This window comes from Candidatus Filomicrobium marinum (assembly GCF_000981545.1).
Classification (GTDB): domain Bacteria; phylum Pseudomonadota; class Alphaproteobacteria; order Rhizobiales; family Hyphomicrobiaceae; genus Filomicrobium; species Filomicrobium insigne.
Window position 1 is genome coordinate 2,593,630 of sequence record NZ_LN829119.1, and the last position, 25,303, is coordinate 2,618,932.

Sequence of the window (25,303 nt, forward strand, 5' to 3'; positions counted from 1 at the left end):
CGTGCTTAGAAACTGGGAATTTCCACCATGAGCTTTGAAGTCACTTGGTATCCTAAAAGTGAACCTCATGGACCTGCACGTCAAAGCAAGAGCTTCAATGGATCAACTCCGGTCACAGTCGGCCGCGCCAGCGATTGTGACGTTGCCATCGCCGATACGGCGGCGTCTCGTCTCCATGCACGTCTCGAGCTAAAGGGTAATGAGATCGAGATTACCGATGCTGAAAGCGCCAACGGAACATTGCTTGAAGGCATCGAGATAACGAAGGCGATCTGGCCAAAAGGCGCAAAAGTCCAAATAGGCGACTACGTTCTGGAGGTCGTCCAAGGTGAGAGTGCGGTTGAGGCTGCGCGAACATCTGTTCGCGTGGCACCGTCTCAGGGTGATTTTCCACCGCCTGAGTTCTCCCAAGTTGCCGTGTCCGTCGGCGCTCTCAAAGCGACTGGCCATGTCGTGGATGAGGTCGAGTACGCCGCGATAGGTGGTGGACTTGGCAGCTTTATTTGGGTTGATCATCTGCGCTGTTACGGCGTCCCCGCTAGCAAGATCAGGGCGATCGGTGTCGACCCGGAGCCGCATGGAAAATATGAACGGCTTTGCCGGTATTCGCAAATTCCGCGGCATGAACGATTGCGTTCCAACTCCATCTCGACGCCTGATAATATTTGGGGCTTTCCCGGGTATGCGAGCCGTGAGACTTGGAGGGCCTTGAAGAAAAGAAATTGGAGCGGCTTCAAGTACGTCATGCAGGTGTTTGGCGAGCCAACGTTGGCTGAGAGCTACACCCCGCAGGCGGGTGACGTTTTTGAGTCCATAGAGAAAGAAGCGCGCCGAATTTCATGGGATAAGATTTGGACTGCAGGCCGTGTCATCAAGGTGCGCAAAACCGATGATGGACGGTATGCGATTGCCTATCGCGTGCCGTCTGAATTTGCCGATGGTGGTCAGCGAAACAAGTTTGTTGTTGCGCGCTACATCCATATCGCGATGGGATACCCCGCGTCTCGATATCTTGACGATCTACAAACATTCAAACGCGAATATCCGACCTCTCAGCGAGTCATAAACGCGTATGAGCAACACGATTCCATCTATGGTGACTTGGAAAAGAATGGCGGAATAGTTCTGGTCCGAGGTCGCGGCATCGTTGCGTCACGTATTTTGCAGCGGGTGAATGAAGCGCGCTCCAAGAACAAGGACATTCGCGTCCTCCACATTATGCGTTCGCGTATTGCCGAGGGAAAAAAATATGACTTGGCGCGACGGTATGCGGCTCATGACATAGAGTATCAACCCTTCAACTGGCCTAAAGCCTGCTGGGGCGGCACCCTACGCGAGCGCTTGCAAAAGGCTACGCCCGACGAACGGTTGGCACTTTTAAAAACGTGGGGTGGGACGACGACAGCCGACCGGGCCGATTGGGACGCGATCCTTAGGGAGGGCAAGGAAAGCGGCTGGTATCGGGCATTTTTCGGAGACGTTGAAAGCATCAAGCTGAAGGACGGTCGAATCGAGACCAAACTGGAGTCCAGTCAGGGTTTCAAAGAGGAGGTCCGGCTTGATGCGGATTACGTGATCGATTGCACCGGACTTATTGCTGATCTCGAAGCCAACACCGTGCTCAAGGACATGATCGATACCTATTCCCTTGCCCGCAATCCTGCCAGCGGACGCGGCCCTGAGCAGCGATTAAGCGGCCTGAAGGTTGCGAACACCTTTGAGGTTGAGGGCCTACGGAATGGATCAGGTCGGGCGTATGCCGCTGGCGTCATGACGCTGAATGGTCCGTACGCCGCTGTCGATAGTTTCCTTGGGCTGCAATACTCGGCGTTGCGTTCCGTCGATGATTTGGCACGAAGCCGGGCGGCCGATGTTAGTTCGATGGGACCGCTGCGTTCTGCAAGCCAGTGGTTGAAGTGGTGCAAGGGTGTGACGCCCTAGAAGGTGACATTCGACAAACGAATTGAGAGTAGAGCGCGTGTAGGACGGGGAAAAAATGATACCAACGCTTTCCGGTCGCTGGCAGACGAGGATACTTTTGTATGTTGTTCTCGGACTTCCGATTACCGCACTTTATGCCAGCTATCTTGGCCTAGATGAGATTGGACGGTACGGCGATCCGTTTGTCTTTCTGACTGCGCTTTTATTGGTGGGGCTTGGGCTGGATTACGCGTACATTCAAATTCAGCGTTTTCGTTGGGATAATGACTGGCCTTTTGCGTTTCAGTTTTTCTTTAGCATCGTGGAATTTCTTATTGTTCTAGGCCTCATGAACATTGGTCTCCTGGATCCGTTCCTGGTTGACCGTATCCCTGCCGATATCGCCACCACGCAATTTCTGCTCATCTTCATCCCGTCTTTCTTTGCCGTCCTCGGTGGAATCCAGATTTTCTTGATCCGATGGCGGTTCAAAGGTGGTGAGCTTGGGCGGCACTAGCCGATCATCTGGAACGGATTGAGTTTGTTGCTATGACAAGTGTTCCAAGCGCAAAGACCCCGCAGTCCGTAGAAGCCCATGTCGAGTTTGCGACACGTGTGTATCTTGGCGCGTTGGTTGCTCTCTTTATTACGCTGCTGCTGACCAATATCGGCGACATAGCCCGTTTCTTCGAGTTTATCTGGATTTTTGGGCCGATTGGCGTTTTCGGCGCCATTATCGCCAGCTCCACGGGAACAGGCGGGGGCGTTGTTTTTGTTCCCGCGTTCAACACCTTGAGTGGCGCCTCCGAGATGGGCGCGATCCCTATGGAGCTTGCCATCGATCCCATCAAGACGATTGGTATCAGTTTCCTGATTCAGTGCTTCGGAATGTCGGTGGGTGCTTCTGTATGGATCCGTAGGTTCTACGGTGGCGGGCAGACAGGGCCGCGGGAAAAAATAGACGGCCACAGCTTTCTCTTCATCATTTTTACCCTTCTGGCGACGACGCTTCCAGCCCTGCTCGTGACGCAGTTTGCACTGTTTTCCAACGTTGATGGCCGGGGCCTGTTGGTCGCATTCAAATGGTTTTCGCTTGCCCTGGGCGTAGTCCTTCTGATTTTTACGTGGGCATTCAAACGTGTGAAGCCTTACCGTTTTCACCCCGAAAGGTTGGACTATTATTGGCTTCTCGGGCTTGGCGCGATTGGCGGTGTGATAACCGCGTTTTTCTCGGTCGGCGTGGGCGAATTGGTCGCCGTCTATCTCATCTTGCGGAAATTTCCGACGCCTTCAGCGATTGCCATCGCGGTAATCATCTCCGTTGTCACTGTCATTTTCGGCGTCGGATATCACATCGCCAACAATAATATTATCTGGCCCATTGCGCTTACAGCCATTCCCGGAGCAATGATCGGCGGGTTCGTCGCGCGCTATTTCGCCATCTGGCTCGGCCCGCTCTGGCTGAAGACCTTCGCATCCCTTTGGATCATCTTGTCGAGCGCGTTCTTGATTGTCGGTCCGTATCTAGGACTGATCAGTAAGTGAAGCGTCGTTTCCAAACAATGATTAGGCGGTGCTCGTCCATAGCCGGTCTTCGCATAGCTCAAATCTCCCCGCTCCGACCTTAAATCAATGAAATAGGTGGAACCGCCGTGGCCCATATCTGGTCCACGGGACGAAAGCTGATTTCTTCGAAAGCGTCACGGCATCCGAGCACGAACTCAGGGCGCGGCTTTCCGTCGACGTCATCAGAGAGTTGAAGCCCCCTACAAAATTAAAAGAAGCACACTTGTGGTGGAGCGGCTGGCTGCGTGGATGGCTACGCGTCGACATGCAGACCACGGCGATATCCATCGCTTCGCATTGATGTCTCACTTACCAGTGCACCCCGAGGTGTTCGAGCGTTTGGGGGCGTATGCAATTGCAGGTTTGCCTCACAAACTGCTCCAAGCGATCAGCGCATTTGTTGGCAAATTTCGCGACTGTGTCACGAGACCACGCAGTCTTCTACTCACGAGACAAAACGCACTATCCCGCCCTGAAAAGGTTGCGCCGCTAGCTACTATTCGTACTGCGAGACGTCGCTTCACGACCGTCCTCTTGTGGCCGGAGCTATCGAAGAGCGCGGCGACTGCCTCTCCCCCTCGAGTACAGTTCTGCAGACGGGTTCTCTTCCGGCATGTACAGTAAGCGAGGTAAGTGGTTTTAATAATTTCTCGAGGCGTAGAACAATTTCACCGAAGCCGGGTGCACAGGAGGGAGAATTACATGTCGAAACTTGTACCACCGCACGGGGCGCAGTCTCTTAAGCCTCTACTTGTGCCAGTCGACGAGCGTCCTGAAGCGCTCAGACGCGCGGGGAGACTGAAGAAGATCCCGCTCACATCCCGCGAAGTTTCTGACCTTTTCATGCTCGGCATGGGCGCGTACACGCCGCTTGACGGCTTTATGGGCCACGACGACTGGAAGTCTTCGGTTACAGAAATGAAGCTCACCAGCGGCGTATTTTGGCCGATCCCAATCACGCTTTCGCTGGACAGCAGCGTCGCCGACGGTATCGCTGTTGGCGAGGAGGTTGCGCTGGCCGATGCCGAGACCGGAGAGGTGCTCGGCCAGCTCATGGTGCGAGAGAAGTATCGCATCGATCGCAATCTCGAATGCGCGCATGTATTTCGCACGACCGACCCCCAGCACCCAGGCGTGCAGAAGGTTATGGGCCAGGGCGATGTCAACGTGGGCGGTCCTGTCATCGCCCTTTCCGAAGGCGAATACCCCGAAAAATATCGAGGGCTTTATCTGCGGCCTGAGGAAGCACGACAGGAGTTCCTCGAACGCGGCTGGACGAAGGTCGCCGCTTTCCAGACGCGCAATCCCATGCACCGAAGCCACGAGCATCTGGCCAAGATCGCAGCCGAGGTGACGGACGGGGTATTCATCCACCAGGTTCTCGGGAAGCTCAAAGCGGGCGATATACCGGCGGAGGTAAGAACGCGCGCGATCCAAGCCATGATTGATAACTACTTCAAACCAAACATTGCGATCCAGGCTGGATATCCCATCGAGATGCGTTACGCAGGACCGAGGGAGGCACTCATCCACGCGCTTATTCGGCAGAATTTCGGCTGCTCTCATCTCGTGGTCGGACGCGATCACGCGGGAGTGGGAAGCTACTACGGACCGTACGATGCCCAGCATATCTTCGACGACTTGTGGGAAGGCGCGCTTCTGTGCCAGCCCCTCAAGATCGATGTAACGTTCTACTGCTACCGCTGCGGCGGAATGGCGACTGGTAAAACCTGCCCGCACGATCCGAAAGAGCATCTGTCCGTGTCAGGCACGCGCCAGCGCGAGATGTTGGCGAACGGCGAGCCGGTGCCACCCGAGTTCAGCCGTCCAGAGGTCGTAGCCATCCTCAGCGAGTACTACGCAGGAGTCTCAGCGTAAACTGATGCGTGCCTACCTAGCACTCTGCGTTCAGGCACGCTTGCCGGGTAAACGGCGCAGCTCCCAAACACACCAAAATGTTGAGCCTGACCTATTTTACATGATTTCAGGTGCGCAACTTGGGCTGGGACTGCGCCGCAGATCGCGGAAGCGAAATGAAAAAAATTCGAACAGAATGCAGGCTTTGACAATCGACGTGCACAACTGCCGTCAAACGTAGAATTTTTATTTATTCCAATGATTGACTAACGCGGCCACAGAGAGCTATCGTTGCACTATAGTTCATAAAAAAATCAAGTGGCGGCAACAAGTTTCGGGGGAACGTCGGGCTATGTTCACCACCAATCCCTTCGCTGATCTTTCTACTTCCATATCGCCTAGCATCATACAGACATACGTCGTCCTGATGGCGCTTCTCGTCGTGGCGGGTACGCTCTTCGACATCATTCACAAAAAAAGCGCCAAGTACTTTTTCGACAATTTGCGAGCGAGCCGAACTAAAGCGCGGAAACAGCTCGACGGCGGAGACATGCTGTCGATCGCCGCCAAAACTGCAGTTGTCGACGTCCTGACCTCTGGCGAGTTCTGCAATTCGAAACGCAGGATTGCACATCTGCTGACGATGTATGGATTTATCATCTATGTCATCACCACCGCGATCATGGTGTTCGCGTACCCCACCAATGCTACTCCGGCGCCGGCTATCCTGCCCGTACTCTGGTCGCTTGGTGCGCTCATGGTTTGCATCGGCGGCTACTGGTTTTGGTTCTTTATTCGCGCTGACGTCTCCGCCGAGGGGCAGTCTCCTTTCCGCCTGATGAAAGCGGATTTGTTCGTCGTATCGCTGGTCGCCAGCACGACCTTCGCTCTGTTGTGGGCATTCATGCAGGCGTCCGGGAACGCGGTTTGGACCACGGTATTCCTGGTTCTCTACATCATCGCTTCCACTGTGCTGTTCGGATCGGTGCCCTGGTCGAAGCTGGCACACATGTTCTTCAAGCCCGCCGCGGCGTTCGAGAAGCGCATGTCGAAAGCCAATGGTACAGCCCAGAACTTGCCGACAATAACCCGTGACGACCCCAAGCAACAGCAACGGCACTCCATGGAGCTGTTGCGAGATGCTCCGATGAACATGGGACTTGGCATCAAGCGCGAAGCGCCCAGGCACTATTAGGCCCCAGCATCATTAAAAAGAACAATCAGAGCTAAGGAGTCGACTTATGCCAACCTTCGTCTACATGACAAGGTGTGATGGGTGCGGACACTGCGTCGACATCTGCCCGTCCGACATCATGCACATCGATCCGACCTACCGTCGCGCCTATAACATCGAGCCAAATATGTGCTGGGAGTGCTACTCCTGCGTCAAGGCTTGCCCGCAGAATGCGATCGACGTGCGTGGGTACGCCGACTTCGCCCCATTGGGACACAGTGTTCGAGTCCAGCGCGACGAAGAGCGCGGCACCATCGCTTGGAAAATTAAATACCGCAACGGCACTGAGAAGGAATTTCTGTCGCCGATCACTACCAAGCCCTGGGGAAAGCATATTCCGAAACTCGCGGACGTTCCCGCGCCCAGTAGGGACATGCGCGATAGCGAGCTCCTGTACAACGAGCCGAAGTGGATTCGCATGGATGACGACGGTTTGCGCACCCTCAAGGACGCCGGTCTCGTCTTGAAGAAAGGCGTGTACTACTGATGGCTTACAAAACAATCGTCGAAGACAACATTGACATTCTCGTCGCCGGTGCAGGTCTTGGTGGCAGCGGCGCGGCCTGGGAGGCCAGGTTCTGGGGGCAGGATAAGAAGATCGTTATCGCCGAGAAGGCCAATATCGATCGCTCTGGCGCAGTTGCCCAAGGCCTGTACGCCATCAACTGCTACATGGGTACACGGTGGGGCGAGAATAATCCGGAAGACCACGTCCGTTACGCGCGCATCGACCTGATGGGATTGGTGCGTGAGGATCTGCTGTTCGATATGGCCCGTCACGTCGATTCGACGGTGCATCAGTTCGAGGAGTGGGGCCTGCCCATCATGAAGAACCCGAAGACCGGGCGCTATCTGCGGGAAGGTCGATGGCAGATCATGATTCATGGCGAGTCCTACAAGCCCATCGTTGCCGAGGCCGCCAAGAAATCCGCGGACAAGGTCTTCAACCGCATCTGCCTCACCCATCTGCTGATGGATGAGAGCAAACCAAACCGCGTTGCCGGCGCCGTCGGCTTCAACGTCCGCACCGGCAACTACCACGTATTCAAGTCCAAGACCGTGATCTGCGGCGCAGGTGGTGCGTCCAATATCTTCAAGCCGCGTTCGGTCGGCGAAGGTTCGGGTCGTACTTGGTACGCGCCGTGGTCGTCCGCATCCGCCTATGGCCTCATGATCGAAGCCGGCGCAAAGATGACACAGATGGAGAACCGTATCGTCCTGGCGCGCTTCAAGGACGGCTATGGTCCAGTCGGTGCCTACTTCCTGCATCTGAAGACCTATACTCAGAACGGCTTGGGCGAGGAGTATGAATCCAAGTGGTTCCCCGAGCTGCAAGAAAGGGTGGGTAAGGAATATCTGGATCCGGAAGCTTCGCACTTGACCCACAGGCCGATCCCGACCTGCCTGCGCAACCATGCTCTGATCAGTGAAGTGAATGCGGGCCGCGGCCCCATCCACATGGTGACGATGCAGGCATTCCAAGATCCCCATCTCGAAGAGGTTGGCTGGGAAAACTTTCTTGGCATGACCATCGGCCAGGCCGTGCTGTGGGCCTCCACCGACGTCGACCCCAAGAACGAGAACCCCGAACTAACTACATCCGAGCCCTACGTTATGGGGTCGCATGCGACATGCTCGGGCGCTTGGTGCTCGGGTCCCGAGGACGTTTCGCCGCCCGAGTATTTCTGGGGCTACAACCGTATGACGACGGTCGAAGGCCTGTTCGGCGCCGGCGACGCGGTCGGCGGCACGCCACATGCGTTCTCGTCTGGCTCGTTTACTGAGGGCCGGCTCGCGGCAAAGGCCGCCTGCAAGTATATCGACGACGGCAAGGCCGAGGGCATTGTCGTGTCGGACGCGCAAATCGAACGCCGCAAAAAAGAGATCTACAAACCGCTCGAGCACTATAAGATATTCCGCAATGCGGTCGTGGCAGGAGATGTCAATCCCCACTACATCAATCCCAAGCAGGGCCTGGAACGCTTGCAGAAGCTCATGGACGAGTACTGTGGCGGCGTAACCGTCAGCTACATGACCAACGAGAAGCTCCTGAATATCGCTCTTAAAAAGCTCAAGGTTATGGAAGAAGATCTCGAGAGCGTGGCTGCAAAGGATATTCACGAGTTGCTGCGAGCTTGGGAGTTGAAACATCGGCACCGCGCAGCAGAATGCGTCACGCAGCATACCTTGTTCCGCAAGGAGACCCGCTGGCCGGGCTACTACTACCGCGGTGACGCCATGAAGCTGGACGATGAGAACTGGCACGTGCTGACAGTTTCCCGCCGCGATCCGCAAACCGGGGAATACACCATGGAGAAAGCGCCCTGCTATCACCTAGTCGAGGACAAGTAACAATGACCTTTGGACGGCGTAACTGTGTTTAACGTCCAATTTGGTCACTAAGGATTAGGCGAGCATGTCGATGTTGATGTCTTCTGATGGTCCGGTCATTGCGCGCGCCGGAGATGCGCGCGCAAATATCATCGATAAAACTGACGAGGAAATAAAGGCCATAGCCGATCCGCTGTGGCTCGAACTCATCACGAATTCCAACGAAGGAAAATATGGAGAGTTCGTCAAGAATTTCTCCAGTTCGATGGCGCGTGCGATGAACCAAGTCACGGCTGGCCATCAGTTCGCCAATAGCGAACTTGCCAGAAACCTTACCACCGACAGTGACTATCTCGGTATTATCCGCCGCGGCGAGCATGTGACCGTTCTCTACCGGCAGCGTAGCTCGAAAAAGGAGGGTGAATGGCTTGGTCGACTCGTCCTCGGCTATGAGGACGGAAAGATCAAAATTTTCGGCGCCTCCCTATTCTGAGAAGTCTGGCTTCGACATGAACGACACAATCCGCGATGGCAAGTTTGTAGAGCTCACCTATAAGGTGTCCGACAAGAGAACTCGTCAGGTTCTCACCATGGTTGAATTCCCGTTGGCCTATATTCACGGGCAAAATGAAATTTTGTCCCCTTCTGTTCATGCCCAACTGGAGGGCAGATCCGAAGGCGAAATCATCGAGGTGCCGCTCGACGGCGGTCTTATTTTTGGCGCGCGCGATGAGAGTTTAGTATTTACGGATCTCGTTGAGAACGTTCCGGAAGAGTATCGAGAAGTCGGCACCTCGATCCTTATGGAGAACGACAAGGGCGAGACCCGCAGTTTTATCGTGACGAAGGTCGACGATGAGACGGTGACCGTCGATGGCAACAATCCTCTTTGCGGCAGGGAGATCGTTTTTACGCTCGAGATTCTTGCAGTGCGTGAGCCGACCGAAGAAGAAGCAAAAGCAGGTGGACCGATCAACGCGCCTCTGGAGGGCATTGATCCGTCACTTATGCGACCTGTCTGAGCAACATTTCGGTATCCAATTCAAAAGGTGCCCTATGAGCGACCCAAAACCCATCACTAAAGTTCCCGACGGCCACTCGCGCTATCTGACAACGCGCCAAAAGCAGCCCAATGAAAAAGGGTTTGTTGGCTATGAGACCGTGTGGGAACCCTTCCAGAAGGAAGCCGAATACAAGACTCCGAAGCGGCCGTAGGCGCCGTACCGCAGCGTAGCTGAGAATGCGTGCAGCGTGATCACCGCGCTGCACGCATTGCTGCTGACACAAACATATCATGAGTATTGGGTGTAGCTGGATGTGGCGATGGCGACCGTTGGGACGCGTTGAGCGCGCGCGCAATCGACAGGCAAGACCACTACCATGATCATCGCGCAAATCTCCGATACCCATATTGCCCTGGATATACCTGATGCGGATCGGCGGGCGACGGATCTTGCGCTCAGCATCGCCGACATCAACGCGCTCGATCCGCTTCCAGATGTAATCGTGCATACGGGCGATATCGTCCACAACGGCCGGCAGGACGAATACGCTCAGGCAGCGGCCATTCTGGCTAACGCACGTGCGCCTGTGTATGTACTGGCTGGAAACAAAGATAACAGGACAGCGCTACGCGAAACGTTCGCGGCGGATGGCTATCTGGCGCCGAACCTCGACTTCATCCAGTACGCGATCGAAAGATATCCGGTACGACTGCTTGCTCTTGATACCTCGAGTGTTGGCAACAAGGGCGACTTCTGTCCCGAGCGGCTCAGACATCTGGCCGGCTTAGTTGCAGCAGAGGCGACAAAGCCCATCGTCGTGTTCGCCCACCACCCGCCTTTCGTGGTGTCAGAAGGGCCTGAGCCTGTTCACTTTGAAAGTTTGGAAGTCATGTCTGAACTCAGCACGTTACTGCGTCGATCAGGTCGGATCGTTGCGGTCTGTAGTGGCCATGTTCACCGCTCAGTTTCTAGTGAGCTCGAGGGCATCCCCGCAATAGTGGCACCGAGCATCGCGACGGCTCTGCGATATGGCAGCTACCCGCCTCATATGCGGCAGAAGCCCACGTATTATGTACATCGTATTGATCCGGTCCGGGGCTTCAGCACTGAAACAAGAGTCGCGGGCGACGCGTGACGGGCTGGCTCATAAATAGAGGCCCTCACCTACAACCCGCACAACGAAGGCTGCAGGGGGATTGCGTAAACGGGAACTTGCAACTGATCGCAACCTCAAAGAGGGAAACGATAAGACGGTGAGACAAGCAGGCTCCGCAGAGCGAGGAAGAGACCGTCAAGCCGCGCCACCAAACGGCACTTAGCTTTCTGCAGAGGAGAAAATCCGAATGGTGCGCAACCGTCAGCGGGGTGGAAGGAGTATCGCCGAGTTCCGCAGAAAAGTGTGAGGCATTTGCGTTGAGAGGCCGGGCCAAGACTTCGGCTTTTCGGCGGTTTTTTGATGATCGGTGAAAACGAGACCGTTGTTGAAAATGCACAAGTACTACAAGCCTAGAACATCTTGACGATGGACGAAAATCGCGCGTACAGTGAAGAAAAAGCAATACTAACCCCCAGAAAACGCCTCCGATGACGTGAGCAAACCTGAGGGAGATTGCTATGACACAAGTTGATGACATCCTCGGAACAACTGCGGAGATGGATACATCCTCTTTCCTCCGATATTTGATCAGGGAAAGATTTCCGCAAAAAACTGTGGTGACTTGCTCGCTCAGAGCTCGCAGTGTCGTTGTGCTGAAGCTGATCTCGGAGATCGACCCGGCCACGCCCATCGTATTTTGCCACATGCCGAACCTCTTTCCCGAAAGCCGGGAATATTTCGCCAAGCTTGTCAGTGAGCTTGGCTTGCGCGACATCCGCGAACCTGCCGAGGACCATGGGGTGTTGCCCGGTGACTGCGATCACAGTGAAGGGCTGTGGGCGGAGGACCCGGATGCTCATACCAGGGCCTACATGATTGCCCACCTGAACGAGGCGCTTGCGGGTTTCGACTGCTGGATTCGCGCGGCATACCATTGCCCGTATCCTGACACGCCAGGCCCGCGTGTAGTGCAGGAAGGCCGGCTGATCCGGATTGATCCGCTGGCGTCCTGGAGCCAAAGTCAGGTGCAGGGCTTCATGCAGGAGCATGGTTTGTCCTATCATCCCCTGGCAATGTCGGGTCGCTCGCAGCCGCCAAAGGACGAAGCCGAAGTTGTGACAACTTTTGCCTTCTGAACACGCAGCGATCGCGGCAGTCAATCGAGCTGCAATCGACAGGACTTCTGTAGCGGGGCAAGTGAGCCCCGCACCTCAGAATACATCGCACGCGTTGCTGTCCACCGGACAGAGTGAGTAATACCGATGACGGCACCCCCGACCACCGCGCTTCTAGCGCGTAGCGACTTCGCTTTCACGCGAGAGAGGTCGTGCAACATCCTGCCGGTGCACGCGGCTAGCGGGCTGATGATGCGCCAGATGTCCAGGTGGTTCAGTCAGCATTGGGGACTATGCAGCGTCTCTTCTTGATCTCAAAATAAGCTGGCCATTCTGGATTTCGCAGCAGGGTTGCGCAATATCAGTCCCATCTAGCAACCACTTTGAGTATTTTCGAAACTGGCCTGTCACTCGCGCGGCTGACGGACGGTACTTGATTACACCGACCGCGACGCTGCGTGGGCGGATGCTCGTGCCATCTGGTACTCTCCGCCCGATGCTGCCGCGCGCGCAGCGTTCTCCGCTGTCACTGATTGGTCCTTTTGCTCCATACAAATTGCGGATGGAGACGATAGACGTTCGGTCTCCACTAGCGTGATCGATGAAGAAAGCTTTGCTGCAACCTCGCCCTTGCGTATGAGGGTCAGAAAATTGGCAACCGATAAAGGGGGGAAAATGAATCCGATACACTTCGCCTACGACAACCGTATCATATGGCGCACCATCATCATCAGTGCGCTGCTGGTGGCAGGAGCCGTAAGCGTCGTCCTTATTGAGAAGGACCCCTCGTTTCCACAATGGCTGTATTACGTGGTGGTCCTGGCAATCCCGATCTACGCTTTCAAATTGATCCGCGCGGTTCTGAAAATCGTGCAGCCGGCGCCAGCGATCACAATAAGTGACAGTGGCATACGCGATGCATCCTGGGGGCGTACGACGGTCCCATGGCAAGCAATTCTGAGGATCAAGGAAACGAGAGTTTCCAGAAAGTTGGGTGGGGTTATTTTCTTCCTGGATGCTGAGAAGATGGATTGGATGCCCGGCCCCATTCAGTTGAAGCTGGCCAATTGGATCAGAGGCGTTAGAGCGGGGCAACCTGGAGAGCAGATTGTTCTTATGCTGACGCCTTCCGCCGCGCTTCAAGTGAGCTTCGATGAACTCATCAATGCCATAAAACGCCAAGCTTCAATTGCTGGAGTCCCGTTCGAAGGCGAATCAACGATCTGAGAAAGGGGTTCATCTTCTCATCGGTAGTCATCACCTTCGATCGTAGGTCACCCCCCTAAAGTGGTCATTTGGTCCTTATATTGGCCAGCCTCCAAGGTGTGAAAGAAACGTCACGAACGCCGTCCGTCAGGGCTCAACGCACATGGCCGTAGAGTAGATTTCCCCTACGGCCATGTCGCGCCATGGATTGGTGAGCTTACTTGCCGCCGTAGTTGGTGCCGAGATAGCCGTGCACGGTGATGGGGTCTGCTTGCGCAGCAGAGACGCCGGCCGCCAGTGCGAGCGCGACGACAAGCGAAGTGAGGATACGTCTCATGATCATCTCCTTTTTATCTGACGTGTGGCGGTTCCCGCCTACACGTTCTTAACTTCGCTATAGAAGCTGGAAGGGTTACACACCTCGCGACCCTGTGATGATCATGTCATGTGAGCCCCCCGCACAGAGAGGGCCGGTTACTCGCATGCGGGGCTTGTCTGAGAGGTCGACAATTTTGTTCGCTGCGTGACGATAGAACCTCCTACCGCCCAAAGCCGGATTTTGACGAAGCGGGCCGTTGGCGTCTGCCCTTTGGCGCGCTATCGAAGACAAGCGGCATTTGCGAGGGGTGCTAGAGCACGTGCCGGTAAGTTTTAAGTACGGGGGAGAAAAAGCGTATGGCAACCATCGTCACCGTCCACGGCACGTTCGCCAGTGGGCCGCTGGAGGGCACAAAGTGGTGGCAGCGCGGCAGCAGGTTCACAACCCAATTGCAGAACAGCGTCGAGGGGGACGACGGTACGCTCAAAATCGAGCCCTGCGTGTGGGACGGTCTCAATAGTGAGACGTCGCGGCGCGCGGCAGGCAAGCAACTTATGGAAAAGCTGACGGCGCTGGAAACAGCGGGAGAGCCATTCGTCGTTGTCGGTCACAGCCACGGAGGTTCTGTAATCAGCGCGGCGCTCCTGCATAGTGCAAAACAACGCGAGCCGCTCAGCGGCATGCAGCGATGGATCACCGTTGGCACCCCCTTTATCAAAACGGAACGCCAGCGCTTCCTGTTCTCGCGGCTCGGGATCTTCGGCAAAGCCATTTATCTCACACTGCTGACGTTCCTGATCCTCGGCATTCTCTCTGTCTTTGTCGGGGCCGACGACCGAGAGCCGATGCTGTGGGCGCTGGCCGCATTGACGTTTGGCGGCCCAATCACCGTGTTCTATGCCATCCTCCGCTACATGGAATCTCGTCGCTCATTGCGGTTCAACCGCGGCTTGCTGGGGTTCGCGGCAGATCACTACGCCAATCGCTGGCTTTCACTTTGGCACGCTAAGGATGAAGCAGTCCAAAGCTTGAAAGCCATCAAGAGCCTCGACATCGAGATCTTCTCCCGTGAGTTCGCCGCATCAAGTCTAAACCTGCTGGCGATTGCGATCATACCGTTTCTCTGTCTTCTGACATTGACCTCCGAGCCGATGATGGATGCCATTGCGTCTCATGTATTTGCGCGGATCGATGGGGCAGCGGTGGACGAGCTGTATCCATCTGGCGGAAGCAACATCTTTGAGAACGCTGCTGTTCTGTTCATTGGCCTTCTCGTTTTGCCGACAAGCCTCATCCTTCCTCCCGAAGCCTTTCGGGATATGTCGATGGGCGGAGAACTCGGATTGCTTGCTGCAGGTATCGCCGTGTTGCTCGTTGGCGCAGTCTTTTTGACCTGGGCGTTCAATGGCCTCGCGCGCGTGGTCAGTCACGGGCTCAGTCATGTCCTTAACCCGATGACACTGTCGCAATTAAAGGCTTTGGCCTACGGAAGTGACGCTCGTGAAGATCTCGCAATCGATGCCTCAGAATGGCCTGTATGGCTGACAAAAGGATTCCCGCCGCTGCCACCCGAGATCGCAGATGGGATCGAGCGAGAGAGCGATCACGCGATTGGACGTGCGATCCCTAAATTCAGGAATATCGTTGAGAGTTTGGCTGCGGCGGAAACACCGGAGGCCACATCCGATGTTCTTGCCGATTACCTGACCTGGCAGGAACTGATCCACACGTCCTATTTCGATGAGGATCGGTTTGCCAAGCTGCTGGCTTATACGATCGGTCAGTGCGAAGGCTTCCGCCTAACCGCAAGTTTCGAGCAGGATGCTGACTACCCAGAAATAGCAAAGTCATACGCTGCGATCGTAACCGCTGCTTATGCCACCACGGTCAAAGGGTAGAGAAAGGACAATGCGGGATATGACGGCGGAATAGAGGCGCACCGCCTGATAAAGCAGTCAGATCCAAGAGGGCTCGGCTCGCACGGCAGAGCCGCGGGGCAACTGCCGCTACGTGCGAACGAAGGCCAGAAGGTCCGGGTTGATCACTTCCGGGTGCGTTGTGCACATCCCGTGCGGGAAGCCTGGGTAGGTTTTAAGGGTTCCGTTTTTCAAGAGCTTGGCTGAGAGCGGCGCTGAATCCGCGTAAGGCACGATTTGATCGTCGTCTCCGTGCATGACGAACGTCGGAACCTCGATCTGCTGGAGATCCTCTGTAAAATCCGTTTCGGAAAAGGCCTTGATGCAGTCGTAATGGGCTTTCGCGCCACCCATCATGCCTTGGCGCCACCAGTTCTCGATGACCCCTTGGCTCACTTTGGCACCCGGGCGGTTGAAGCCGTAAAACGGTCCTGAAGGGACATCGAGGAAGAATTGCGCGCGGTTGGCGACAAGAGCGTCACGAAACCCATCGAACACCTCGATGGGCAGGCCGCCAGGATTATTTTCCGTCTTCAACATAATTGGAGGTACTGCGCCAATCAGCACGGCTTTCGCAACGCGCCCCGGTTTCGAGCGGGCTACATAGCGTGCGACTTCGCCGCCTCCCGTTGAGTGCCCGATGTGCACCGCGTTCTTGAGGTCGAGAGCGTCTGCCAGCTCGATGACATCTGCCGCGTAGGTATCCATCTCGTTTCCCGTCCACGTCTGCGTCGAGCGTCCATGTCCTCTGCGATCATGTGCGATAACGCGATAGCCGTTAGCGAGAAAGAACATCATCTGCGCGTCCCAGTCGTCCGCGCTGAGCGGCCAGCCGTGATGAAAGACGATGGGTTGGGCATCGCGCGGACCCCAGTCCTTGAAATAAATTCTGGTTCCGTCGGTGGTCGTGATCGTGTCCATGGTGACCTCACACTGTTTGGAACTAACAACTGAAATGTATGCTTAGAGGTGTGCTCATCCCCCGGTGGCGTCGATGCCGTGGCTGAATGCTAGGGAACACGTTCTCCTTAATCGACCCAGGCAACGTCATCGGAAAATCCCGCCAGGACGACTGTGTCAGCGCAAATGGGAATGCGGATTGTGGAGGAAGGTGTGAACAGCACTGGGCGCATTGTCTGACAGCCACAAATGCCGAAAGTTCGTAAGGGGCCGCTGTTTAAAGACGTGCGCTGAACGGCAACTGAGGCAGGCATGATACCGAGCTGTTCCGCGATCAACATGATCGTACGCCTTGGCGAGCCTAAACGATGGAAGATAGTTTTACGCACTATCGGCGCTTGTCAATTCAATCAAAAGGCGTGGTTAAAAAAGTGGACGTCGTGCGTCCGCAACGTATCCGTTACGAGAAGTATCAAGGTACGTCCTTCAATATTGGATATGCTGATCGTCCGTCACCGGAGCATCAATCCATGATGTGATAGCCACCGTCGACATAAAGCGTATCGCCTGTAATGAGCTTGGCACCGTCCATTGCCAGGAAAGCTACGGCGACACCGACGTCGTCAATGGAAACGAGACTGCGACTTGGTGCTTTCATCTGCGCTTTGTGGAGCAGCTTGTCGAAATCGCTGATCCCAGAGGCAGCCCGTCTTCAATGGACCGGGAGAAATCGCGTGTACTCTGATACCTTTAGGCCCGAGTTCCGCCGCCATGTAACGCGTAGCGGACTCCAGCGCAGCCTTCACAGGCCCCATGATGTTGTAATTTTCGACCACCATGTGAGAGCCGTAGTAGGTCATCGTGAAGAGGCTGCCGCCGTCTTTCATCAAGGGTTCTGCCAGTTTCGCCATCCGGATGAACGACCAGCACGATAGCTCCATTGCCAGAAGAAAACCCTCCTTCGAGCAGTCAACGACGCGGCCCTGTAGGTCGGCTTTAGGAGCAAACGCAATCGAGTGCAGCATGATGTCGAGTTTGCCCCACTTTTTCTCGATGGCGTCAAAGACGGCTTCCAGCTCGCCTTCGTTGTGCACATTGAGGGGCATGAAAATGGAGGCCTCCATCTCCTCGGCAAGCGGCGTCACATATTGCTTCGTCTTGTCGTTGAGATAGGTGACGGCAAGGTCCGCACCGAACGCGCGAAAAGCTTTGGCGCAGCCCCATGCAATTGAATGCTCGTTGGCGATACCCGTGACGAGAGCTTTCTTCTCCTTGAGCAGCGCCAATGAAGAAAGATCAATCATGCAAGTTTCTCCTCACGAAGAGGGATCGACTGGGCCCGCAAAGCGTTCAGCGTGTGCCGAGCAATCATCAGGCCCTCGTTGGTCGGGATCACAAAGCAGGCAGCAGGAGAATTCTTTGTGGTGATGCGGGATGCACCAGCGGCGTTCGCCTCCGCGTCAAGGTCAAAGCCCAACCACGCAAGTCTCTGTAGGACTGCAGCGCGAATGGGCGCTGCGTTTTCGCCAATTCCGGCTGTAAACACGAAGCCATCGATGCCACCCATGGCCGCGGCCAACATGCCTGTGAGAGTGGCGATCCGGTAAACGAAATATTCAAGCGCGAACTTAGCGCGCGGCTCCGAACTTGCGAGCAGATCGCGGACATCATTGCTGATCCCGGACAATCCCTTGAGACCACAATCCTTGTAAAGGAAGCGTTCAATCTCGTCCGCGCTCATGCCCTTCTGCTGCATGAGGTAGATGACAACACCAGCATCGAGCTGCCCCGGCCTTGTTCCCATTGGAAGGCCATCGAGTGCGGTAAAGCCCATCGTGCTGTCGATGCTCTTGCGATCAACCATGGCGCACATCGAAGCGCCGCTGCCCAGGTGCGCAACGATGACACGCCCACTGGTGATTTCTGGTGCGATATCTGGAAGTTGGCCCGCGATATATTCGTACGATAAGCCATGAAAGCCGTAGCGGCGCACGCCTTCCGTATGAAGCTCATCAGGTATGGCGTAGTAATCGGCAACCGCAGGATGCTTTCGATGAAAGGACGTGTCGAAACAGGCAACTTGCAAGAGATGCGGATGCTTCTCGTGGATCACCTTTATTGGTGCAAGATTGTTGGGCTGATGAAGAGGCGCAAGCGGAATAAAGGGCTCTAGCTTTTTAATCACTTCGCCGGACACGATTGTTGGGGCAGTAAAATCAGGTCCCCCGTGCACAACACGGTGGCCGATGGCTATCGGCAACTCGCCATTCCCATGGGCTCTCAGGAAGGACACAGCTTCCCCGAACGCCGTCGGCACGTCTGGGATCTCTTGAGCACTCCATCTCTGATCGACAAGCGTCTCCCCCGCGCTCCCTCTGGCGAACAGACGGGGATGAGTTCCGATCCCCTCGAGTTGACCTCTCATGCGCCGCTCGAGCTGGTCATACGGGCCAACGGCAAAGACTTGGAACTTGACGCTGGAACTGCCGGCATTGACCACAAGTATCGTTTCGCTCATCGCTTAGGCTCGGATTGGCTCATGTGCACGCCGACTATGTGCAAGAAGCATGGCCACGGCACAGGAGGCCATACGCGTCCGCAGGTTGTCGGCTCGTGAGGTCAGGATAATCGGAACGCGGGCGCCCAGCACGATGCCGGCAGCGTCTGCATTCGAGAGGAAGGTGAGGTTCTTGGCGAGCATGTTCCCGGCCTCAAGATCGGGCACAACGAGGATTTGAGCCTGTCCCGCAACGGCGGATTTGATCCCCTTAATCCGTGCGGCTTCAAGGCTGATGGCGTTATCAAAGGCAAGCGGGCCGTCCAGTTCGCCCCCTGTGATCTGGCCGCGGTCCGCCATCTTGCACAAGGCGGCCGCATCGATCGTAGACGGCAGGCTTGGGTTCACGGTTTCGACTGCGGAGAGAATGGCCACTTTGGGTGAGCCCATGCCGAGCGCGACAAACAGGTCGATAGCATTTTGTATGATATCCCGTTTTGCCATCAGGTCCGGCGTTATGTTGACCGCCGCGTCGGTGATAAACAGGGTCTGCGCATGTGTCGGAACGTCCATGACGAACACATGGCTTATCCGCCGTCCAGTTCGCAGTCCTTTCTCTCTGTTGGTAACTGCAGCGAGAAGTTCGTCCGAATGCAGGCTCCCCTTCATCAGGAGTTCTGCCTTCCCCTCACGAACCAGCTCCACCGCTCTTTCCGCAGCGGCATGGCTATGCGGAGTATCGATGAGCTCCACGCCACTGATATCAAGACCGCACGATTGCGCCACCGCACGGATCTTCTGTTCGGGGCCAACCAAAAGTGGGACAATCATGCCGGCTTCTGCGGCGTCAATAGCTCCCCGAAGTGACGTCTCATCGCACGGATGCGCCACAGCAGTGGTAAGGGGGACGAGAGCCTGTGTCGCCGCGATCAGGTGCTCATATTTCTCATGTTTACGGATGGGTGAGACGACAGCCTTTCTAGGCATCGCAGCATCCTTTCATATCCCAGACAACGTCACAGCCCCGAATTGGATCGCTACCACTCAAGAAAAAGGGCAGCGTCACCACGCGTCCTCCGGGAAATATATGATCTCCGTGTGAAGCTTTTAGTGAAGCGGCCGGAGGTCTTTTTCTGAGAGAGTTCATAGGTGATCCGCGGCAGCCATCGTTGGACGATCTATGCGTTCTGCCGAGTTTCGCAGGTGCCAATGATCTACGTTCATTGTTGTGGAATTGGATTGCTTTGACCTGCGTCAAAGTCCGACGGCGAGACCTTTCCGCAGGGGGCCTTCACAAAGTTTTTCTGGCGCATCCATAAAAGCGTTGAGGCGGCGTTCAGGCTAACGCCACCTCTAAGAGCCTTTGCCGGGTATCCCTCGGTCGGAGGGACTGCGAATCTATTCTTAGATCTTACGCAGGTGAGCAGCGGTCTTATCTCGTTGGACTGTCCCGCCCATAAGCCCGTCGTAGTCAGTGCCTGTTTCGACAGTCCAGGACTGCCAACGCTCGACTGCCCAAAGCACTCCGGCAAGAATTACAGCGAGCCCGATTGCGGTCGCCCAAAAGGGCAAGCCAAGGAGCTGATCAAAGCCGATTTTCTCACCCTTCTCGTTGAAGAAGGCCTTGATGGGGACGTCGAAATATCCGTACGTGATGGCCCCGGCAATACCACCCACGAGCGTGAAGATTGCATCGCGGTAGCCGGCACCGATCTGGGCCAGCGTCGTACCTGGACAAGCTCCGGCAAGCGCGATGCCGATGCCAAGGATCAGCCCACCGATCATGTCGGCCTTATACAATAAGGGTTTGAGGCTGAGCTTCACTCCGAACATGCCGTTCATGACTGCAAGGACAATGAGCCCTGTAATCACGGCAGACAGGAACACTTTGAGCATCAGAAAATTCTTGAGCTGCATTTGACCGACAATGACGCCGGGCTCAAAGACGCGGCTCTTTTCCAAAACGAAGCCGAACACAATGCCGGTGGCCAATCCGATAAGAATGGCATTCAACACGGACATGTCATCTCTCCTTTGTGAATTCGCTCACGCACGGCGGAACAGGGCGGCGGTCAGAATGCCACCGGCGAACATCGCGGCGACGGCGAGCGTCGATCCGACGGAAAGTTGCGCCATCCCCGAAATGCCGTGACCTGACGTGCAGCCGCCGGCAATGCGGGCGCCGAACAGCATGATGAATCCGGCGAGGAAGGCGACCGGTGCGCGAGCACTTAGCGTCGACGTTCCGGTTGCGCGCGCCCACACCGGAGAGATGGTTTGCCGACGGGCGCCGGAAAGGCGCACCGATAGAAATGCGCCGACGGCAATTCCGCCGACAACGGCAACCTGCCACCAGTTCTTTGCGCCCCACAAATGCTTGGCCAGATAACTGACATCGGAGACTTGGCTGTCGAACAGTGAGGCGATGTGAGCGCCGACCGTTACAAAGGACGATGACGCGCCAAGCGCCGTCGACATGAGCAGGAAGGTCGGGATTTGTAGAAGGCCGATGATCACGCCAGCAACGTAGGGAGACCACGCCTTATCAGTGAGGTTAAGCATTTAACCCCTCCATGTCGTTTGGTTTGACTCTTCTTCTGGACTTACAAAGCGACCTTTAGGGCAACGCCGACGGTCAACGCGCCCCAGATCATCATGTTGAAGAAGCTACGTAGCACCTGGCGATGATCACTCTCAGCCGGCACACCGAACGCGTCGCAGATCAAGTCACCCGGCAAGAAGAATAAGCGCATCACGTCTTACCTCCTTCCTTCGATGCCCGCGGCTGGCAGGTGTTGATACCGAGCAGGGTATAAGGCGGGCACCAGCCTATGATGGCTGTTGCAAGCGGTAAAAGACCGACCCATCCCCATGGTGTTTGCGGCCCGACGAACACAAGGCTGATTAGAACGACGCCCACAAGAGCGCGTATGGCCCGGTCGATGCCACCCACATTACATTTCATGGTCGCCTCCATTTTTCTTTGATGGAGGTCAAGCTAGTTGGAGCGTAAGCGGAAGTATGTGACTAAGTCACAAAGCCGGAGTGAGGGAATTGGCAGGTCTGACTAGTGCTCAGATGCGAGTCGTTCGAGTGCGGGGCGATTGTTGATTTTGATGTGCCCTCGCGTCACCACAAGCCAGCCTCGACGCTGAAACTCGGCAAATATCCGGCTAACGACCTCGCGCGCCGTTCCAAGCTCCGAGGCGATCTGCTGCTGCGTACTCGTGACATCGTCCGCGCCGTGGGACAATTCCAGAATCTTATGAGCGAGACGAATGTCCATGCGCGAAAATGCGATCTCTTCGATGATCCGGAAGAGGTTTGTCACGCGCGTACTAAAGGCTGTGAAAACGAAGCGCCGAAACTCGTGCGAACGGGCGATAAGCTCTTCAAATGTGGTGCGCGGAATGGCAACGGCATGAATATCCGTTTCCGCGATCGCCTCGGCTGGATAGTCTTCATACCCCATGAGGCAGGCAGTTGTGAGCGCGCAGCTCTCGCCCGCAGAGACACGATAAAGTACGATTTCCCGGCCGGTTTCCGAGACCTGCTGGACGCGCACGCTACCATCCAGCAAAAGCAGGTAACTCTTAGGAGCCTGACCCGGCCCATAGATGCGACTGCCGGACGGGAGTGAGACCACGGCGCTGTTACGCATCAGGATATCGACCACATCTGGCGGCAGACGCTTAAGCCCCGCGAACTGATCAATCCATTCAGCTTCCTGAGACATCGAAGGCTCCGTGGGTTTCACCTGATGCGGTGAGGGGCAATACGCATACGCTTCCCTACGGGCTAAAAGGGCGCGAGCCAAGTCTTATCCCGATCCTCATTGCGCTGGGCGAATGGAAGTATCTCATTCAGGAAGTGCGGAAGGAAAGAGGTGTTCGAGCCAATTGCGCACGCCCTTCGGGACGCCTTAGTATTAGTCTCGCAAGGGATCTATGAGCTTCGCGGGACATATGGCACCCCGATGGAAATATTCGCGTTGGCAACCGGACACTTCGGTGGAGATCGGTTGTCTGCAGGCGACCGCCGCCCGTTCGCTTGTCCCTCACTTTCATAACGAAGTGCAGCTTGTCTCCGTGAGGCGGGGATGGCGCAGGTTTTCAACACCGGCAGAGGTGTTCCACGTTTGCGAAGGCGTGATCCTAATGCTACCCGCGGGAATGCCACACGCATCTTCGGCAAGTGCAAGATCATCCGTCACAAACGTTTATTTGCCCGCGGACCATGCGGCGGTATGCGTGCGCGCACGACCTCAACTGATCCGCAGTCCCAATGCCCGCAAACCGGAAGACATTCTGGATGCAATCGGTTCATTGAAAATTCGCGACACACCCAATGAGCACGATGAAACATGGATGGCTATGCGCGACCTCGTTGCCGGCACAGACGCAAGGATCGCGGATCTCGCTAGCCAGCTAGAATATTCGACCGACGGTTTCATTCGCGCATTCAGAAGTAACGTCGGCATAACCCCTGCCGCCTATCGGCTGGCGCACCGGCTGACGGTAGCGAGAAAGTGCTTGAGATCTGGAGAGGCTCCCGTCGACGCGGCATATGATGCGGCGTTTGCCGATCAAAGCCATTTGGGCCGCTCATTTGTAAGGGCGTATGGAACGACACCCGCTGCTTATAGATCCGCGTTCCTCTGAACCGGCGTAGTCGATTTCATTCCAGACGATCGAAGCCAAACAGTGCCACTCCCAGAGCCGTTTCCAGCTCTGGAGTGCCGACCCATGTCCGATCCTTACACAACGCCTGAGCCTGCCGCTTCTGCGCTCATCACGATCGACCTTCAAAACGATTTTACACTTGAGGGTGCGCCGGCAATGATCGCAGGCACCGCTGCCATCGTGCCCGCCGTACGCAAATCGCTTGAAGCGTTTCGCAAAGCCGGACGGCCAATCATCCACGTCGTTCGCTTGTACAAAGCCGACGGCTCGAATGTGGACCTGTGTCGCCGACACTTGATCCAACGCGGAGCGGTAATCGCGCGACCGGCCACGGAAGGCGCAGAGCTGGTCGACGCATTAAAACCGGACGATGCTATACAACTTGATGCCGATACGCTCCTCGCGGGACGCCTCCAAAGCATCGGCCCGAACGAATGGATTCTCTATAAGCCGCGATGGAGCGCGTTCCATGACACGATGCTCAAAGCGGTTCTGGATGATCTCGACGTGACGACACTTGCGTTCGCGGGATGCAATTTTCCCAACTGTCCGCGCGCAAGCATTTACGACGCGAGCAATCGTGATTACCGGCTCTGCGTCATAGCCGACGCGATGTCCGAACTTTACGAAAGAGGCTTAGCCGAGCTGCAAGGCATCGGCGTCCACATTCTGACATCAGACGACGTCGAGACATGGTTGCGCTCAAGCTAGACGTCGCGTGGGGGTGCAATATTACACAAATCAAACAGGCAGTTAGCCCATCTGACCGGTGGCATCATGCGCAGCGCAAGCCCGGCTCTGAAATCCGTTGTCACGGATTTGCTACATGGCGAAATTCGACCCGACCTATAACTTCATCGTGTACTACTCCGGCGACATCAACAATCCGACATCGCCATACAATCAGACGGTGATGACGTCGCAGCGCGGAGGTGTGAATGCCACGATGGAAACGTCGTTGGATGCACTGATGCCGGGTGCGTTGCTTTTCTGGGGTGGTGATCTCATTCGCGAGAGCGCTGGGCAAGAACTTGTCGATGGCCGCGAGGTGCAGACGCCGTATGAGCTTGGCATCCGTGGTGCCGATACGACATGGCGCAGCAGTCTGACCGGCTTCATCAGCACCAGCGAAAAGGGTGTAAGCTTCGATCCGGCGACCAACACGATCACCCAGCAGAAGGAGATGATCTACGGTGTCGAGTTCGCGGGAGAGGTAGCCGTCACACAGAACCTGTCACTCGGAACAGTGTTCACGTGGCGCGAGGGTCGCTACGACGATGATGGGGATGGCGGCCTGGATAGCCATTTGCTCAACAACCGCATCGCAACGCCTTTCCGCGGCACGATCTACGGAGATTATCGCTTCGAGAACGATTGGATCCTTCACTTAGAAGGCGAATGGTGGACGGGACGCGAAGAGCCCATCAACATCGCGGGTGACATCTACCCGATCGAACCGGCCTTCCTCGTGAATGCCAGCCTTGCGATCCCCTACGAAGGTGGCCAGTTCTATCTCGGTGCAACGAACCTGCTGGATACTGATGACGAAAATCCGACGGCGACCTCCGTGCGCAACCTCACGGTCAACGGTTTGGGCCGTACCGTCACCGTAGGCTACCGCAAGACCTTCTGAGCAAATTGAGGCTTGCGAAGAAACCTC

General features: G+C 55.9%; 25 protein-coding genes and 1 pseudogene. 17 read left to right on the forward strand and 9 right to left on the reverse strand.

The genetic code is table 11. The features are described from left to right. The first annotated feature begins 27 nt into the window (after window positions 1–27). From YBN1229_RS12180 to YBN1229_RS12240, 14 genes are all read left to right on the forward strand, one after another. The gene (locus tag YBN1229_RS12180) at window positions 28–1,941 is read left to right on the forward strand and encodes an FHA domain-containing protein (RefSeq protein WP_052743909.1); all 1,914 of its coding nucleotides are present in this window, start codon (window positions 28–30) and stop codon (window positions 1,939–1,941) included. A gap of 55 nt (window positions 1,942–1,996) precedes the next feature. Further along, window positions 1,997–2,437 carry a hypothetical protein gene (locus tag YBN1229_RS12185; RefSeq protein ID WP_052743910.1) on the forward strand — a complete coding sequence of 147 codons (441 nt, stop codon included), beginning with the start codon at window positions 1,997–1,999 and terminating at the stop codon, window positions 2,435–2,437. A 32-nt stretch (window positions 2,438–2,469) separates the two neighbouring features. Next, window positions 2,470–3,465 carry a sulfite exporter TauE/SafE family protein gene (locus tag YBN1229_RS12190; RefSeq protein ID WP_046479080.1) on the forward strand — a complete coding sequence of 332 codons (996 nt, stop codon included), beginning with the start codon at window positions 2,470–2,472 and terminating at the stop codon, window positions 3,463–3,465. 723 nt (window positions 3,466–4,188) lie between these two features. After that, window positions 4,189–5,364 carry a sulfate adenylyltransferase gene (sat, locus tag YBN1229_RS12195; protein ID WP_046479079.1) on the forward strand — a complete coding sequence of 392 codons (1,176 nt, stop codon included), beginning with the start codon at window positions 4,189–4,191 and terminating at the stop codon, window positions 5,362–5,364. A 331-nt stretch (window positions 5,365–5,695) separates the two neighbouring features. Then, complete coding sequence (locus YBN1229_RS12200) at window positions 5,696–6,538, forward strand: hypothetical protein (protein WP_046479078.1); 843 nt, start codon at window positions 5,696–5,698, stop codon at window positions 6,536–6,538. A gap of 46 nt (window positions 6,539–6,584) precedes the next feature. Beyond that, on the forward strand, window positions 6,585–7,064 hold the full coding sequence (gene aprB, locus YBN1229_RS12205) for an adenylyl-sulfate reductase subunit beta (RefSeq protein ID WP_046479077.1): 480 nt from the start codon (window positions 6,585–6,587) through the stop codon (window positions 7,062–7,064). Next, a complete protein-coding gene (gene aprA / locus YBN1229_RS12210) occupies window positions 7,064–8,929 on the forward strand; it encodes an adenylyl-sulfate reductase subunit alpha (RefSeq protein WP_046479076.1) in 1,866 nt (621 codons plus the stop codon). Before aprB ends, aprA begins: the two co-directional genes overlap by 1 nt. A 64-nt stretch (window positions 8,930–8,993) precedes the next feature. Further along, a complete protein-coding gene (locus YBN1229_RS12215; protein WP_197540862.1) occupies window positions 8,994–9,401 on the forward strand; it encodes a hypothetical protein in 408 nt (135 codons plus the stop codon). A gap of 16 nt (window positions 9,402–9,417) precedes the next feature. Continuing rightward, a complete protein-coding gene (locus tag YBN1229_RS12220) occupies window positions 9,418–9,930 on the forward strand; it encodes an FKBP-type peptidyl-prolyl cis-trans isomerase (RefSeq protein ID WP_046479075.1) in 513 nt (170 codons plus the stop codon). Window positions 9,931–9,964: 34 nt separating this feature from the next. After that, on the forward strand, window positions 9,965–10,123 hold the full coding sequence (locus YBN1229_RS19000; RefSeq protein ID WP_170832461.1) for a hypothetical protein: 159 nt from the start codon (window positions 9,965–9,967) through the stop codon (window positions 10,121–10,123). Window positions 10,124–10,288: 165 nt separating this feature from the next. Continuing rightward, window positions 10,289–11,047 carry a metallophosphoesterase family protein gene (locus tag YBN1229_RS12225; protein WP_052743911.1) on the forward strand — a complete coding sequence of 253 codons (759 nt, stop codon included), beginning with the start codon at window positions 10,289–10,291 and terminating at the stop codon, window positions 11,045–11,047. 479 nt (window positions 11,048–11,526) lie between these two features. Continuing rightward, window positions 11,527–12,144, forward strand: coding sequence for a phosphoadenosine phosphosulfate reductase family protein (locus tag YBN1229_RS12230; RefSeq protein ID WP_046479074.1), 618 nt, complete (start codon window positions 11,527–11,529; stop codon window positions 12,142–12,144). Window positions 12,145–12,798: 654 nt separating this feature from the next. Further along, the gene (locus tag YBN1229_RS12235) at window positions 12,799–13,350 is read left to right on the forward strand and encodes a hypothetical protein (protein ID WP_139165339.1); all 552 of its coding nucleotides are present in this window, start codon (window positions 12,799–12,801) and stop codon (window positions 13,348–13,350) included. A gap of 654 nt (window positions 13,351–14,004) precedes the next feature. Then, entirely contained in the window at window positions 14,005–15,546 is a 1,542-nt protein-coding gene (locus tag YBN1229_RS12240) for a hypothetical protein (protein ID WP_046479072.1), read from the forward strand. A 108-nt stretch (window positions 15,547–15,654) separates the two neighbouring features. On the opposite strand, the gene YBN1229_RS12245 is transcribed toward YBN1229_RS12240, so the two are convergent. The 9 genes and pseudogenes from YBN1229_RS12245 to YBN1229_RS12285 form a co-directional block, all read right to left on the reverse strand. Next, on the reverse strand, window positions 15,655–16,485 hold the full coding sequence (locus YBN1229_RS12245) for an alpha/beta fold hydrolase (RefSeq protein WP_046479071.1): 831 nt from the start codon (window positions 16,483–16,485) through the stop codon (window positions 15,655–15,657). A gap of 502 nt (window positions 16,486–16,987) precedes the next feature. Next, window positions 16,988–17,768 (reverse strand): annotated as a pseudogene (fabI, locus tag YBN1229_RS12255) (enoyl-ACP reductase FabI). After that, window positions 17,765–18,982, reverse strand: coding sequence for an acetate/propionate family kinase (locus tag YBN1229_RS12260; protein ID WP_046479069.1), 1,218 nt, complete (start codon window positions 18,980–18,982; stop codon window positions 17,765–17,767). Before YBN1229_RS12260 ends, fabI begins: the two are co-directional and overlap by 4 nt. A gap of 3 nt (window positions 18,983–18,985) precedes the next feature. Then, a complete protein-coding gene (locus tag YBN1229_RS12265; RefSeq protein WP_046479068.1) occupies window positions 18,986–19,948 on the reverse strand; it encodes a bifunctional enoyl-CoA hydratase/phosphate acetyltransferase in 963 nt (320 codons plus the stop codon). A gap of 417 nt (window positions 19,949–20,365) precedes the next feature. After that, window positions 20,366–20,983 carry a YeeE/YedE thiosulfate transporter family protein gene (locus YBN1229_RS12270; RefSeq protein WP_046479067.1) on the reverse strand — a complete coding sequence of 206 codons (618 nt, stop codon included), beginning with the start codon at window positions 20,981–20,983 and terminating at the stop codon, window positions 20,366–20,368. Between the two features lie 24 nt (window positions 20,984–21,007). Then, window positions 21,008–21,523 (reverse strand): YeeE/YedE thiosulfate transporter family protein, encoded by a 516-nt coding sequence (locus YBN1229_RS12275; RefSeq protein WP_046479066.1) that lies wholly within the window; start codon window positions 21,521–21,523, stop codon window positions 21,008–21,010. A 41-nt stretch (window positions 21,524–21,564) separates the two neighbouring features. After that, entirely contained in the window at window positions 21,565–21,717 is a 153-nt protein-coding gene (locus YBN1229_RS18905; RefSeq protein WP_160298708.1) for a hypothetical protein, read from the reverse strand. Beyond that, the gene (locus YBN1229_RS12280; protein ID WP_082101266.1) at window positions 21,714–21,926 is read right to left on the reverse strand and encodes a YgaP family membrane protein; all 213 of its coding nucleotides are present in this window, start codon (window positions 21,924–21,926) and stop codon (window positions 21,714–21,716) included. Before YBN1229_RS12280 ends, YBN1229_RS18905 begins: the two co-directional genes overlap by 4 nt. Before the next feature lie 102 nt (window positions 21,927–22,028). After that, entirely contained in the window at window positions 22,029–22,697 is a 669-nt protein-coding gene (locus tag YBN1229_RS12285) for a Crp/Fnr family transcriptional regulator (RefSeq protein WP_046479064.1), read from the reverse strand. Window positions 22,698–22,926: 229 nt separating this feature from the next. Between YBN1229_RS12285 and YBN1229_RS19300 the strand changes: the two genes are divergently transcribed. From YBN1229_RS19300 to YBN1229_RS12300, 3 genes are all read left to right on the forward strand, one after another. Then, on the forward strand, window positions 22,927–23,622 hold the full coding sequence (locus YBN1229_RS19300; RefSeq protein WP_348519227.1) for a helix-turn-helix domain-containing protein: 696 nt from the start codon (window positions 22,927–22,929) through the stop codon (window positions 23,620–23,622). An 84-nt stretch (window positions 23,623–23,706) separates the two neighbouring features. After that, window positions 23,707–24,354, forward strand: a complete 648-nt coding sequence (locus YBN1229_RS12295) for a cysteine hydrolase family protein (RefSeq protein WP_046479062.1) — start codon at window positions 23,707–23,709, stop codon at window positions 24,352–24,354. Between the two features lie 115 nt (window positions 24,355–24,469). Next, complete coding sequence (locus tag YBN1229_RS12300) at window positions 24,470–25,276, forward strand: TonB-dependent receptor (RefSeq protein WP_046479061.1); 807 nt, start codon at window positions 24,470–24,472, stop codon at window positions 25,274–25,276. Window positions 25,277–25,303: the final 27 nt, after the last annotated feature.